This window comes from Ancylobacter sp. TW_SC_1, assembly GCF_056836805.1.
This window is the reverse complement of sequence record NZ_CM166365.1, coordinates 289,405-302,421: the sequence shown is the minus strand read 5'-3', so window position 1 is coordinate 302,421 and position 13,017 is coordinate 289,405. Positions and strand designations below refer to the sequence as shown.

Sequence of the window (13,017 nt, the reverse complement as noted above, 5' to 3'; positions counted from 1 at the left end):
GGAGAGCATCATGGCGATCGTCAAGCGACGCGACTACGCCGCCCTCTACGGCCCGACGGTCGGCGACGGCGTGCGCCTGGGCGACACCTCGCTCATCGCGGTGGTGGAGAAGGACTATGCCGTCTATGGCGACGAGTGCCTGCACGGCGGCGGCAAGACGCTGCGCGACGGCATGGGGCTCGCCGCCGGCATCACCAATGCCGAGGGCGCGCTCGACTTCCTGCTGTGCAACGTCACGCTGATCGACGCCGTGCTCGGCGTGGTGAAGGGCGATCTCGGCATCAAGGACGGCCTCATCGTCGGCGTCGGCAAGGCCGGCAATCCGGCGGTGATGGACGGGGTCGATCCGCGCCTCGTCGTCGGCGCCGGCACCACGGTGCGCGACTGCGAGGGCCTGATCGCCACCGCCGGCGGCATCGACGTGCATGTGCATTTCGATTCGGCCGGGCTGGTCGAGCACGCGCTGGCGAGCGGCCTGACCACCATGATCGGCGGTTCGCTCGGGCCGATCACCGTCGGCATCGATTCCGGCGGCCCGTTCAACACCGGCAAGATGCTGCAGGCATCCGAGGCCTGGCCGATGAATTTCGGCTTCCTCGGGCGCGGCAACAGCCACATTCCCGGCTCGCTGAAAGAGCAGCTGGAGACCGGCTGCCTCGGCCTCAAGATCCATGAGGACTGGGGCGCCATGCCGGCGACCATCGATTCCTGCCTGCGCTCGGCCGACGCGCTGGACTATCAGGTGCAGCTCCACACCGACACGCTGAACGAGAGCGGCTTCCTGGAAGACACGCTGGCCGCCATCGGCGGGCGCACCATCCACATGTACCACACGGAGGGGGCGGGCGGCGGCCACGCGCCGGACATCATCCGCGTCGCCGGGGTGGCGCACTGCCTGCCGTCGTCGACCAATCCGACCAACCCTTACACGGTCAACACGTTCGACGAACATCTCGACATGACGATGACCTGCCATCATCTCAACCCGGCATTGCCGGAGGATGTGGCCTTCGCCGAGAGCCGCATCCGCGCCCAGACCATCGCGGCGGAAGACGTGCTGCACGACATCGGCGCGATCTCGATGCTCGGCTCCGACAGCCAGGGCATGGGCCGCATCCACGAGGTGATCTGCCGGACCTGGCAGCTCGCCTCCAAGATGAAGGACCAGCGCGGCGCCCTGCCGGAGGAGAAGCCGGGCTTCGGCGACAATGAGCGCATCAAGCGCTACATCGCCAAATACACCATCAACGCCGCCCGCACCTTCGGCATCGCCGACCATGTGGGATCGCTGGAGAGCGGCAAGATCGCCGACATCGTCGTCTGGCGCCCGGCCTTCTTCGGCATCAAGCCGGAGCTGGTCGTCAAGGGCGGCTTCATCGCCTGGGGGGCGATGGGCGACAGCGCGGCCTCGCTGATGACCTGCGAGCCGGTGCTGCTGCGCCCGCAATGGGGCGCCTTCGGCCGCGCCGCGCCGGCGCTCTCGGCCTGCTTCGTCCATCCGCTGGCGATCGCGCGCGGGCTCGGCGGGGAGCTGGGCCTCAGCAAGCGGCTGCTGCCCGCCCGCGGCACCCGCGGCCTGAGCAAGGCCGACATGCTGCACAACGACGCCTGCCCCAATATCCGCGTCGATCCGCAGACCTTCGACGTGTTCGTCGACGGGGAACTCGCCACCTGCGAGCCGGCGCACACGCTGCCGCTCGCGCAACGCTACATGATGCGGTGAACGCCATGCTGGAGAAGACGCAGGCACATGGCATCGGGCGCACCGCCTCGGCGGCGCGCATCGGCATTGGCGGCCCGGTCGGCTCGGGCAAGACCGCGCTGATCGAGCGCCTGATCCCGGAACTTCAGGCGCGCGGCGTGGATTTCGCCGTCGTCACCAACGATCTCGTCACCCGCGAGGACGCCGAACGGCTGCGCCGTTCCGGGCTGATCGATCCCGAGCGCGTCTCGGCGGTGGAGGCGGGGGCCTGCCCGCATACCGTCATCCGCGAGGACCCGACGCTCAACATGGCGGCGGGCGACGACCTGGAGCTGCGCTTTCCCGGCCTCGAGCTGGTGATCTTCGAATCGGGCGGCGACAACCTCGCCTCCACCTTCTCGCTCGATCTGGTCGACTGGTGGATGTTCGTGATCGACGTCGCCGGCGGCGACGACATTCCCCGCAAGAAGGGGCCGGGCGTCCTGAAATGCGATCTGCTGATCGTCAACAAGGTCGACCTCGCGCCGTATGTCGGGGTCGATCTCCCCGGCATGCTGGCGCAGGCGCAGGCGGCGCGGGGCACCCGCCCGGTGGTCGCCATCAATGCCCGTTCGGGCGCGGGCGTGGACACGGTCGCCGACATGATCTGTCGCGCCGTGCTGTTCCGCCAATGAAGCCCGCGGCCTATTCCGGCGGAATGGGCCTGCAGGCGGCCGGCCGGCGGCGGGCGGCCGAACTCGTCTTCGCCAGGGGAGGCGGCCGCTCGGCGCTGGTGCGCCAGCTCGCGCCCTATCCGTTCCACATCACACGCCCCTTCGCCCTCGACATGGAGCGCCCGGATCTCGCCACGCTCTACCTGCAGTCGGCCTCGGGCGGGCTGTACCGCGACGACGATCTGAGCCTGCATCTGAGCGTGCGCGAGGGCGCGCTCGCGCATGTCACCAGCCAGGCGGCGACGGTGGTGCACGACACCGGCGGGCAGGCGGCGCGCCAGCACATGACGGTCTCGCTCGGCAGCGGTGCTTTCGGCGCGCTGACGCTGGATCCGATGATCCTGTTTCCCGGCGCCGAGCTGGTCGCGCACACCGACATCCATCTCGGCAGCGACGCGCTCGCCATCTTCGCGGAAGGGGTGTCCTGGCACGATTTTTCCGGTGGCGGGCGGCCCTTCGGCCGGCTGTCGTCGCAGACGCGGGTGTTCGGGCCGGACGGGCATCTCCTGATCGCCGACCGCTCCACCATCGATGGCACCGATGTCGTCGGGCCGGCTTGCGTCCTCGGGCCGGAGGCCGGCGCCTTCGGCGCGGCGCTGCTGCTCGGCCCCGAGCCGCGCCTGCCCGGACTGGCGCAGATCGAGGCGACGCTCGACCGGGCCGGCTGCCGGGGTGCCGCCTGCGCGGCGCCGGGCGGCGCGGGCATCGCGGTGCGCATGATCGCCGCCAATGGCGGGCGAATCGTCCGCGCCGTCGAGGCCCTGTTCTCCCTCACCGTGGAAAGGATGCTCGGCTTTGCCCCTGCCCATCGCCGCAAATAGAGCGCCGCAGCCCGCGCGGACGGATGCCGGCGGCCGCTCGCCGGAGGGCGGCGGATCATTATTCGCCCGGTGCGGCCGCTGCATGGCGGCGGGCGCGCGCTGCCAATCGTGCACAATATGAAGTCATTCGGCCGAAATATAGGTAATGACAAGGATATTAATCCTATATCTGATCTAATCAGACTTAGTATCGAGCATAAAAAGACGCATCTTTTGTAATCATCATGCATAAATCGTAGCCATTATTTAGATAAGACTCGGAATCTGTCCAGAATTACGCATCACTCTGAGGAAATATTGTTGACATACAGGAATGGCCGGGCGTACCGTGAGAATGTGGCGAACGGCATTCGGAGCGCTTGGCCTGGGGCCGGCAGCTAGCCGCGCTTTCACCGCTTCACTACTTCCAAGGGACCGCAACGATGGATTTCACGCGTCGGAAGTTGCTTAAGACCGCCGGCCTCGCCTCTGTGGCGGTGGCCGCTCCCCATGTCTGGATTCCCGGCGAGGCCGGGGCCGCGACGCTCAAGAAGGGCGCGCCGATCAAGGTCGGCGTCCTGTTCTCGCTCACCGGTGCGCTCGCCGTTCCGGAGGAGGATTCCACGCTGGTCCTCCAATACGCCTTCGACGAGATCAACAAGGCCGGCGGTGTTGGCGGCGTGCCGGTCGAGCCGGTGATCGTCGACGCCAAGTCGGACTTCAACGTCTATTCGGAGAAGACGAAGGAACTGATCCTTCGCGACAAGGTGACCGCGATCTTCGGCTGCTACACCTCGGCGAGCCGCAAGGCGATCCTGCCGACCATCATGCAGCGCGACCACCTGCTGTACTACCCGACCTGCTACGAGGGCGCGGAGTGCACGCAGAACACCATCTGCACCGGCCCGCTCGCCAACCAGCACTCGAAGGACCTCATCCCCTTCATGGTGCAGAACTTCGGCAAGAAGGTCTTCTTCGTCGGCTCCAACTATGTCTGGCCGAAGGAATCGAACAAGAACGCCAAGATCTGGCTGGAGCAGGCCGGCGGCGAGCTGGTCGGAGAGGAATACATCCCGCTCGGCAGCTCCGAGTTCGGCCCGGTGCTGAACAAGATCCGCGAAGCCAAGCCGGACTTCATCTTCTCGACCGTGGTCGGCGCCTCCGACATCGCCTTCCACAAGCAGTTCAAGCAGGAAGGCTTCAAGGTCGACAAGATGCCGATCGCCTCGCTCACCACCGGCGAGATCGAGACGCGCGCCATGGGCGCCGAGTTCGGTGCCGGCCACTTCCTGTCGGCGCCCTATTTCCAGAGCCTCGACAACCCGACCAACCACAAATTCGTCGAGGGCTTCCTCAAGAGCCCCTACGGCAAGAACGGCACCACCCATTACAACATGGAGGAGACCTACCTCTCCGCCTATGTGTTCAAGTCGGGCTTCGAGAAGGCGGCGGCGGCCGTCGGCTTCGAGAACGTCACGCCGCGCGCCATCCGCGATCATTCCGGCGGCATCCGGGTCGAGGACGCGGTCTCGCCGGAAGGCCTGATCTGGATCGACGAGCAGAACTTCAACACCTGGCTGAAGCCGAAGATCGGCCAGTGCCAGGCCGACGGCACCTTCAAGATCGTGAAGGCGGCGGACACCCAGGTCGCGCCCGACCCGTACTCGATCTACCCCGATATCGGCGTCTGCACCAAGGACGGCCTGAAGGCCGCCGACGGCAAGATCCGCAAGAGCGTGATCTGACGAAGGCCCGCCCCGCCGGCTCGAACCGGCGGGGCGGCGCGCTGCGCAACGAGGAACATGCCGGCCGCCGCGCCCCCCATGGGCGAGAGACGGCCGATACCGGCGGCACGGGCCGCGACGAAGGGCTGGCGATGGATTTCGGATCGATCCTGAACGCACTCATACTGGGCGTCAGCATTGCGAGCATCTGGCTGATCGCCGCGCTCGGGCTGACGATCATCTACGGGGCCGCCGGCGTCATCAACATGGCGCATGGCGAACTGATCATGCTCGGCGCCTACAGCTCCTACATGCTGCAATTCTATTTCGGCGTGCCGTACCTGCTCTGCATTCCCGCCTCGTTCGTCATCGTCGCCCTGGTCGGGCTCGTCCTCGAGCGCGGGCTGATCCAGTATCTGTACAATCGACCGCTCGACACGCTGCTCGCCACCTATGGCGTCTCGCTGGTGCTGATGCAGGGCGTGCGGCTGATCTTCGGTTCCGATCCGAAATATCTCGCCGTGCCGGAGATCTTCTCGTCCAACATCTCGCTCGGCTTCGCCTCCATCTCGGCCTTCCGCGTCGTCGTGCTCGCCGTCACCGCGCTGCTGGTGCTGGCGATCTGGGCGCTGTTCTACAAGACCCGCTTCGGCGTCCAGGTGCGCGCGGTGATGCAGAACAAGGAGATGGCGGCCTCCTTCGGCATCAATTCCAGCCGCGTCTACATGCTGACCTTCGCGCTCGGCGCCGGGCTGGCGGGTGTCGCCGGCTCGCTGTTCGGGGTGCTCAACATCGTGCTGCCGACCATGGGCGCGAGCTATGTGGTGCAGGCCTTCCTGATGGTGGTGGTGGGCGGGGGCTCGCTGGCCGGCAGCGTCGTCGCCAGCGGCGTGACCGGCGAGATGCAGTCGGTGTTCGCCTTCTTCACCAACGACACCTTCGCCCGCTTCCTCATCTTCGTGCTGATCGTCGCCTTTCTCAGGTTCCGGCCGCAGGGGCTCTTCGCCAAGGCGGGCACGCGGCGATGAAAGCGACCAGAGCGATCACCACCGGGCACGACGCACGCTGAGGCGACCATGGGAAATCTCTACCACAACAAGACGGCGCAATGGATTGCCTACGCGGTGTTCTTCGCGGCGCTGGCGATCATCCCGATGCAGATCGACGACGACTTTCTGCTCAACCAGCTGGCGACCTACGGCGTCTACGGCCTGCTCGCTCTGTCGATCAGCCTGTGCTGGGGGTTCGGCGGCATCCTCAATCTCGGCCAGGGCATCGCCTTCGGCCTCGGCGCCTACGGCATGGCGATGACCATGCAGATGCAGACACAGACGGAATCGAACCCGATTCCGCCGATCATGCTCAATAACGGCCTCGACTACCTGCCGATGCTGTGGTGGCCGTTCCAGAACACCGCCGCCGGCCTCGTCTTCGCGGTCACCGTGCCCACGCTGTTCTGCGCCGTGTTCGGCACGATCATGTTCCGCGCCCGGGTGTCCGGCCCGTTCTTCGCGATCATGACGCTGGCGATGCTGTCGGCCTTCTACACCATCATCCTCGACCAGCAGCCCTATACCGGGGGCGTCAACGGCATCACCCCGCCGGCCCCCTTCCAGTTCGCCGGCGTGGAGATCGACCCCTACAGCCCGCTCGCCTACTGGTCGGTGTTCTTCGCGCTGATGGCGGCGACCGTCGTCGCCAAGCTGATCACGCAGAGCTCCTTCGGCCTGGTGACGCAGGCGATCCGCGACGATGCCGAGCGCGTGCGCTTCCTCGGCTACAGCGTCGCCGGCTACGAGACGATGATCTACACCATCGCCGGCCTGATCGCGGCGGTCGCCGGCTGCCTCTGGGTGATGCTGGTGCAGTATGTGTCGCCGGCCCAGCTCGATGTCGGCTTCAGCCTGTCGATGGTCATCTGGGCGGCGATCGGCGGGCGGCTCTCGCTGATCGGCTCGATCGTCGGCGCCTTCGTCATCCAGGGCGCGCAGAGCTATCTCGGCGACACCTTCCTCTCCACCTGGCTGCTCATCCTCGGCGGCTTCTTCATCGTCATCGTGCGCTTCCTGCCGAACGGGCTGGCGAGCCTGCTCGAGGCGGGGCTCGGCCTGTTCGCGACGAAGAAGCCGGCATCGTCGTCGGAATCGAACGGCGTCGAGCCGGTTCCAGCGGAGTAAGGACGATGGCGGGACTGCTCGAAATCCACCACCTCTCCAAGAGCTTCGACACCATCAAGGTGATCGACGATTTCAGCCTCGAGGTGATCGAGGGCACGCTGTGCTGCCTCGTCGGGCCGAACGGTGCCGGCAAGACCACGACGATGGATCTCATCACCGGCCGCCTCAAGCCGAGCTCGGGCCGTGTCGTCTTCGCCGGGCAGGACATCACCGCCCAGCCCGAGCACGTCATCGCGCGGGCCGGGATCGGGCGGAAGTTCCAGGTGCCGGCCGTGCTGCGCGACCTCACGGTGCGGCAGAACCTGACGGTGGCCTATAGCCGGCAGACCAACCCGTTCTGGAACCTGTTCCGCTTCCGCGCGCCCGGGCTCGAACACAAGCTCGACGAGATCGCCACGCTGGCCGGCCTCACCCATCGCCTCGGCGAGCGGGCCGGCATCCTCTCGCATGGCGAGACGCAGTGGCTGGAGATCGGCATGGTGCTCATGCAGGAGCCCCGCCTCATGCTGATGGACGAGCCGATCGCCGGCATGACCGAGAACGAGATCGAGAAGACCGCGCACATCTTCAAGGAGCTGCGCAAGACGACGACGCTCATCGTCGTCGAGCACGACATGGGCTTCGTGCGCGAGATCGCCGACGTCGTGACCGTCATGCACATGGGCTCGCTCCTCGCGCAGGGCTCGATCCAGGACATCGAGGCCGATCCGCGCGTGCGCGACGTCTATCTCGGCGAGCAGGAGGCTGCCTGACCATGCTGCTCAGCTTCGACAATGTTTCCTCCTATTACGGCGCCACCCGCATCCTGCGGGACTTCTCCTTCGAGATGGAGAAGGGCCAGTGCCTGTGCGTGCTCGGGCGCAACGGCGTCGGCAAGACGACGCTGATGCGCACCATCATGGGGCTGACCGACCGCTCGACCGGCGCGATCCGCATCAATGGCGAGGCGATCGAGGGCAAGGCGCCCTATCAGCGCGCCGGCTACGGCATCGGCTATGTCCCGCAGGGGCGCGGCATCCTCTCCGACTTCACGGTGCGCGAGAACATCCTGCTCGGCACCTTCGCCCGCAAGGACAAGGCGCAGGAGATTCCGGAGATCTGTCTGCGCATCTTTCCCTATCTGCGCGAAAACCTCGACCGGCGGGCGGGTCTTCTCTCCGGCGGCCAGAAGCAGCAGCTCGCCATTGCCCGCGCGCTCGCGGTCGGGCCGCAGGTGCTGCTGCTCGACGAGCCGACCGAGGGCATCCAGCCCAACATCGTCCACGAGATCGGCGAGATCCTGCAGATGCTGAACAAGGAGCTCGGCATCAGCCTTGTCCTGACCGAGCAGCACATCAAGGTCGCCCGCAAGCTCGGCGACGCCTTCCTCATGGTCGACAATGGCCGCGTCGTCGCGCGCGGCGCCATTTCCGAGATGACCGGCGAGCTGGTCGAAAGACATATGACCATATAGGCCGAAGCATAGTTTCTTCTGCGTGAAATTTTATTCTTGCGTGTTGACGTTTATAAACATTCTGCTGTAGAATTTGAAACGTGAAAATTCAGGCAGCGAGCTGCCGATACTGATGACAGTCGGCCTTTATGCTTTGGCCGAACAGCTTGTTGCGCCCCGAGGCAGGGGCGTCTCTTCAAAATCAGCGAGGCCGTCATGATCCCTATTCCAAAGAAGGGAACGCCTGAGCGTGAGGCGCTCATCCGTGAGCATCGGGAATGCGTCGACTCCATGAAGGGGGTCGCCGGCTTTTCCGTGCTGAAATGCGAGACGCCCGGCGACACCACGGTCGTCACCGGCGGTGTGCACGAGGACCCCGTCCTGCGCCGCGTTCTGCTGCGCATGCGCGGTGAATCGCCGAAGGGCAAGCTCGTGGTCATCTGCACCAAGGTCGACGCCGAATGGCGCATCGGCCGCCTCTCGGGCATTCGCGGCGTGCCGCCGGAATTCGTCAACGACAAGGTCTATGACGATGAGCAGGAGATCCAGCACGACATCTTCCTGATGCGGCTGGATGAACTGCCGGAGACCGCCGGCATGCCGGAGGACTTCAGCGAAGGCTGGAAGCGCCGGGACGACAACTGGCCGGTGACCTGAGCCCGGCACCTCTTCCGGGGTGAGGGGGCGGCGCCCTCTCATCCTGTTTCCTCGACATGATTGCCCGCCGCGTCTTTGGGCGAAGACGCGAATGGCGGATCCTTGCCCCACGAAGATCTTGCCCAACGAAGATCTTGCCCCACGAAAATCGTGCCCCGCGCAGATTTTGCCCTGCGCAAATCTTGCTCCGCGCAAGTATTGGAGAACGCTATGTGCGCCATGAGGCTGACGGGCTACGCTGACAAGTTCAGCGTCCATCCCGGCGACACGATCAAGTTCTACGTCAATTGCGACGGTCCCGCCGAGTTCAAGGCGGAAGTCGTCCAGATGATCAACGGCGACACCAACCCGCGCGGGCCCGGCTTCATCGAGAAGTTCGTCGAGGCCGGCTGCAACGGCGCCTATAAGGGCCGCAAGCAGATCATCCATGGCGGCTCCTACGGCTATGTCGAGGACGCGCCGCAGTTCCATGTCGAGAGCTTCACGCTGCAGTGCTGGATCTGGCCGACCACGCCGAAGACCCACCCGCGCTACTGGAAGCACGGCGCGCAGGGCCTCGTCACCAAATGGTCGCAGGGCAAGGGCTACGGCCTCTTCATCAACGAGGACGGCCAGATCGAGCTGCGCATCAACGAGCACAGGATCACCACCGGCGCGCCGATCCGCGACCACGCCTGGCACTTCATCGCCGCCAGCTTCGATGCCGCGACCGGCGAGGTCGTGCTCTATCACGAGCCGCAGGTGGTCTATGCGCTCGATCCGGTGATCGAGCCGGTGAAGACCACGATCGCGACGACCATCGCGCACAGCGCGGCCCCCGTCGCCCTCGCGGCCTATGTCGAGAAGATGGACGACAGCCCGCTCGCCAAGTCCTCGCTGCCGGCCGGCGTGTGGTTCACCGGCAAGTACAATGGCAAGATCGACAGCCCGCGCATCTGCAACAAGGCGCTGTCGCGCTTCGAGATCGAGCAGATGAAGGCCGGCGCCCAGCCCGGCCTGACCGAGCGGCGCAACTCCGGCCCGACCGGCGCGCTCTCCGAGGCCATCGTCGCCGCCTGGGATTTCTGGGACGGCATCGACACCATTGTCGCCAGGGACAACGGCCCCTATCGCTTCGACGCCCGGCTGGTGAACTGCCCGACGCGGGCGCTGACCGGCTACAACTGGGCCGGCGAGAATTTCGACTGGAAATACGCCAGGAAGGAATATGGCGCGATCCATTTCCATGACGACGACGTCGACGATGCCCGCTGGCAGGCCGACATCGACTGGAGCGTGCCGGCGGAAGGGCTGAAGAGCCGCTTCTACGCGCTCAAGCTCACCACCGCCGAGGGCGACGAGGACTATATCCCGTTCTGGATCGTGCCGCGCGTCGGCAAGGAACAGTCGAAGATCGCCGTTATGGTGCCGACCATCAGCTACATGGCCTATGCCAACGAGCATGTCGCCTGCAATGCCGGCGGCGCCGAGCTCTTCGTCTACCGCGTGCCGATCATGCAGCAGCAGAACATGTTCCTGGCCGAGCACCGCGAATATGGCGGCTCGATCTACGACACTCACACCGACGGCTCGGGCATCTGCCTGTCGTCGCGGCTGCGCCCGATCCTGTCGATCCGGCCGAAATACGATCACTTCCTGGCGCAGGCGCCGTGGCAGTACCCGGCCGATCTCCACCTCATCTACTGGCTGGAGACGATGGGCTACGAATACGACGTCATCACCGACGAGGACGTCACCTATGACGGTCTCGCCCGGCTGGAGAACTACAACGTCATCATCACCGGCTCGCATCCCGAGCACAATTCGGGGCCGCAGCTCGACGCGCTGCACAACTACACCCAGCGCGGCGGCCGCCTGATGTATATGGGCGCCGACGCCTGGTACTGGGTGCATTCCTACCACCCGGCCTATGACGGGCTCGGCCGCGGCGTCGTCACCGAGATGCGCCGCTGCGAATCCGGCATCCGCACCTGGCGCGCCGATCCCGGCGAGTACTACCACCAGGGCACCGGCGAGCTCGGCGGCATGTGGCGCTACCGCGGCCGCTACCTGCATTCGGTGGCGGGCGTCGGCATGTCGTCCGAGGGCTTCGACATCTCCAGCTACTTCAGCCGTACCCCGGACAGCCTCGATCCGCGCGTCTCCTGGGCGTTCGAGGGCATCACCTATGACGAGCCGCTCGGCAATTTCGGCCTCGTCGGCGGCGGCGCCGCGGGGCTGGAGCTCGACATCGTCGACACCATGCTCGGCTCGCCCCCGCACACGCTGGCGGTTGCGACCTCGGCCGGCCGGCACACGGAAGCCTATCTCCTGGTGATGGAGGATTTCGGCTTCAACCAGCAGGGCCTCGACGGCACGGTGCATCCGCGCGTGCGCGCCGACATCGCCTATCACGAGACGCCCAATGGCGGCGCCGCCTTCTCCTTCTCCTCCATCGCCTTCTGCGGCTCGCTGCCGTGGAACAACTGCCAGAACAACATCTCCACGCTGGTGAAGAACGTTCTGGACCGCTTCTCGGCGGACGGCCCCCTGCCGCCGCCGCCGGCGGAGGCGATCCGGCATCGCGGACGCGCGGATTACGAGTCCCCCGCTCTCGCGCAGCGCAGCTGACGCCTGCGAACGCGGTGCGCGCGCCCAACGCGGCGTGCGCACCGCCTCCCCATGCTCACCCCAAGAGAAACCGCCCACGTCAGGGTCAGGAGTGTCGACGATGCTCAATCGACCGGATCTCGGCTATTTCGACGAGGACAGCGACCTCGCGAGCCCCGCCTTCTTCGCCGACGCCCTTGGCGAGGCCGGCCAGGCGCGCGTGCTGCCGCCGGCCGCCTATGGCTCGCTCGCCTTCTCCAGCCTCGAGGACGAGGCGATCTGGACGCGGGACTGGGTCGCCATCGGCAGCGCCGATTGCATTCCCGAGATCGGCGATCTGCTTCCCTTCACCGTCGGCACCCACGGCATCCATGTGCAGCGCACGGCGGAGGGGCTGCGCGCGCGCTTCAACAAGGCGCAGCACGGCGGCTGCCGGCTGGTGCCGCTGCAGTGCCAGACCGGCGCCAAGACCCGCTGTTCCTTCACCTCCTGCGGTCACAGCCGCGACCGGCCGGCGATCCCGGCCAGCGCGCTCGGCAACGACACGCCGGAGATGCACCAATATCTCGGCCTGCGCCCCGAGCGCCTGCTCAGCGCGCATGTGCGCAGCTGGGGACCGCTGATCCTGGTCAATCTCGACATGTTTCCGGCCGGCCCGGAGGCGAGCCTTTACGCGCTCGACCACGCTGCCGGCTTCTTCACCGGCGCGCGCGAGGCGCGTTCCTCCGAACGCTGGCTCGAATTTGCGGCGAACTGGAAGCTGGTCGGCCAGAGCCTCGCCGCCGGCGTGCCGGTCGACGAGGACGAGGCGGGCCACTGGCAGCTCTCCGATGTCGTGCTCGAAGGCGGCACGATCGCCCGGTCGGCCCTCGTCTTCCCGAACCTCGTGCTGTTTGCCGCGGGCGAGGAGCGGTGCGTCGTGGTGCTTCAGCCCACCGCGCTCGGCCGGACGCTGTGCCGGATCGTCGTCTATGGCGACCACGCGGGCGACGGGCTGGCGCACTGGTGCGCGCAGATCACCGCGCGCGCGGAACGGGCGGCGGCCGACCACGCCAATTTCGCGCGCTGGGGCGCCGGTCATCGCCCCGAGACCATCGGCCTGGCGCCGCCGCTGCAGACCGTGCCGCAGGGCCTGTGGCTCCAGCGGCAGGTCGCCGCGCGGGTGGCGCGCCTGCCGCGCGGCACCATCGACCAGCCCATCTACCAGAACCCCGGGAGTTGAC

The 13,017-nt window shown here is 66.5% G+C and carries 11 protein-coding genes; all 11 read left to right on the top strand.

Annotated elements, in window-relative coordinates:
• Positions 1-10 precede the first annotated feature (10 nt).
• Positions 11-1,723: an urease subunit alpha gene (gene ureC, locus AC1PZ7_RS01350; protein ID WP_482357725.1), complete on the top strand. Its 1,713-nt coding sequence runs from the start codon at positions 11-13 to the stop codon at positions 1,721-1,723.
• A 5-nt stretch (positions 1,724-1,728) separates the two neighbouring features.
• Positions 1,729-2,376, top strand: a complete 648-nt coding sequence (gene ureG, locus AC1PZ7_RS01345; protein ID WP_482357724.1) for an urease accessory protein UreG — start codon at positions 1,729-1,731, stop codon at positions 2,374-2,376.
• Positions 2,373-3,236, top strand: a complete 864-nt coding sequence (locus tag AC1PZ7_RS01340) for an urease accessory protein UreD (RefSeq protein ID WP_482357723.1) — start codon at positions 2,373-2,375, stop codon at positions 3,234-3,236. The genes ureG and AC1PZ7_RS01340 overlap by 4 nt, the downstream gene beginning before the upstream one ends.
• A 422-nt stretch (positions 3,237-3,658) precedes the next feature.
• Entirely contained in the window at positions 3,659-4,960 is a 1,302-nt protein-coding gene (locus AC1PZ7_RS01335; RefSeq protein WP_482357722.1) for a transporter substrate-binding domain-containing protein, read from the top strand.
• A 131-nt stretch (positions 4,961-5,091) separates the two neighbouring features.
• Positions 5,092-5,967, top strand: coding sequence for an urea ABC transporter permease subunit UrtB (gene urtB / locus AC1PZ7_RS01330; protein WP_482357721.1), 876 nt, complete (start codon positions 5,092-5,094; stop codon positions 5,965-5,967).
• Between the two features lie 48 nt (positions 5,968-6,015).
• On the top strand, positions 6,016-7,116 hold the full coding sequence (gene urtC / locus AC1PZ7_RS01325) for an urea ABC transporter permease subunit UrtC (protein ID WP_482357720.1): 1,101 nt from the start codon (positions 6,016-6,018) through the stop codon (positions 7,114-7,116).
• 5 nt (positions 7,117-7,121) lie between these two features.
• Positions 7,122-7,868 carry an urea ABC transporter ATP-binding protein UrtD gene (urtD, locus tag AC1PZ7_RS01320; protein ID WP_482357719.1) on the top strand — a complete coding sequence of 249 codons (747 nt, stop codon included), beginning with the start codon at positions 7,122-7,124 and terminating at the stop codon, positions 7,866-7,868.
• Between the two features lie 2 nt (positions 7,869-7,870).
• Entirely contained in the window at positions 7,871-8,569 is a 699-nt protein-coding gene (urtE, locus tag AC1PZ7_RS01315) for an urea ABC transporter ATP-binding subunit UrtE (protein ID WP_482357718.1), read from the top strand.
• 195 nt (positions 8,570-8,764) lie between these two features.
• Entirely contained in the window at positions 8,765-9,205 is a 441-nt protein-coding gene (locus tag AC1PZ7_RS01310; protein ID WP_482357717.1) for a N,N-dimethylformamidase alpha subunit family protein, read from the top strand.
• 219 nt (positions 9,206-9,424) lie between these two features.
• Positions 9,425-11,815, top strand: a complete 2,391-nt coding sequence (locus AC1PZ7_RS01305) for a N,N-dimethylformamidase beta subunit family domain-containing protein (protein WP_482357716.1) — start codon at positions 9,425-9,427, stop codon at positions 11,813-11,815.
• A 100-nt stretch (positions 11,816-11,915) separates the two neighbouring features.
• Entirely contained in the window at positions 11,916-13,016 is a 1,101-nt protein-coding gene (locus AC1PZ7_RS01300) for a ring-hydroxylating oxygenase subunit alpha (RefSeq protein WP_482357715.1), read from the top strand.
• The last annotated feature ends 1 nt before the right edge of the window (position 13,017 follow it).

Excerpts from the sequence above, each read along its gene's own strand:
- ureG (WP_482357724.1), top strand. The coding sequence starts at position 1,729 with ATGCTGGAGAAGACGCAGGCACATGGCATCGGGCGCACCGCCTCGGCG.
- urtC (WP_482357720.1), top strand. The coding sequence starts at position 6,016 with ATGGGAAATCTCTACCACAACAAGACGGCGCAATGGATTGCCTACGCG.
- urtE (WP_482357718.1), top strand. The coding sequence starts at position 7,871 with ATGCTGCTCAGCTTCGACAATGTTTCCTCCTATTACGGCGCCACCCGC.
- AC1PZ7_RS01305 (WP_482357716.1), top strand. The coding sequence starts at position 9,425 with ATGAGGCTGACGGGCTACGCTGACAAGTTCAGCGTCCATCCCGGCGAC.
- urtD (WP_482357719.1), top strand. The coding sequence starts at position 7,122 with ATGGCGGGACTGCTCGAAATCCACCACCTCTCCAAGAGCTTCGACACC.
- ureC (WP_482357725.1), top strand. The coding sequence starts at position 11 with ATGGCGATCGTCAAGCGACGCGACTACGCCGCCCTCTACGGCCCGACG.
- urtB (WP_482357721.1), top strand. The coding sequence starts at position 5,092 with ATGGATTTCGGATCGATCCTGAACGCACTCATACTGGGCGTCAGCATT.
- AC1PZ7_RS01310 (WP_482357717.1), top strand. The coding sequence starts at position 8,765 with ATGATCCCTATTCCAAAGAAGGGAACGCCTGAGCGTGAGGCGCTCATC.
- AC1PZ7_RS01340 (WP_482357723.1), top strand. The coding sequence starts at position 2,373 with ATGAAGCCCGCGGCCTATTCCGGCGGAATGGGCCTGCAGGCGGCCGGC.
- AC1PZ7_RS01300 (WP_482357715.1), top strand. The coding sequence starts at position 11,916 with ATGCTCAATCGACCGGATCTCGGCTATTTCGACGAGGACAGCGACCTC.
- AC1PZ7_RS01335 (WP_482357722.1), top strand. The coding sequence starts at position 3,659 with ATGGATTTCACGCGTCGGAAGTTGCTTAAGACCGCCGGCCTCGCCTCT.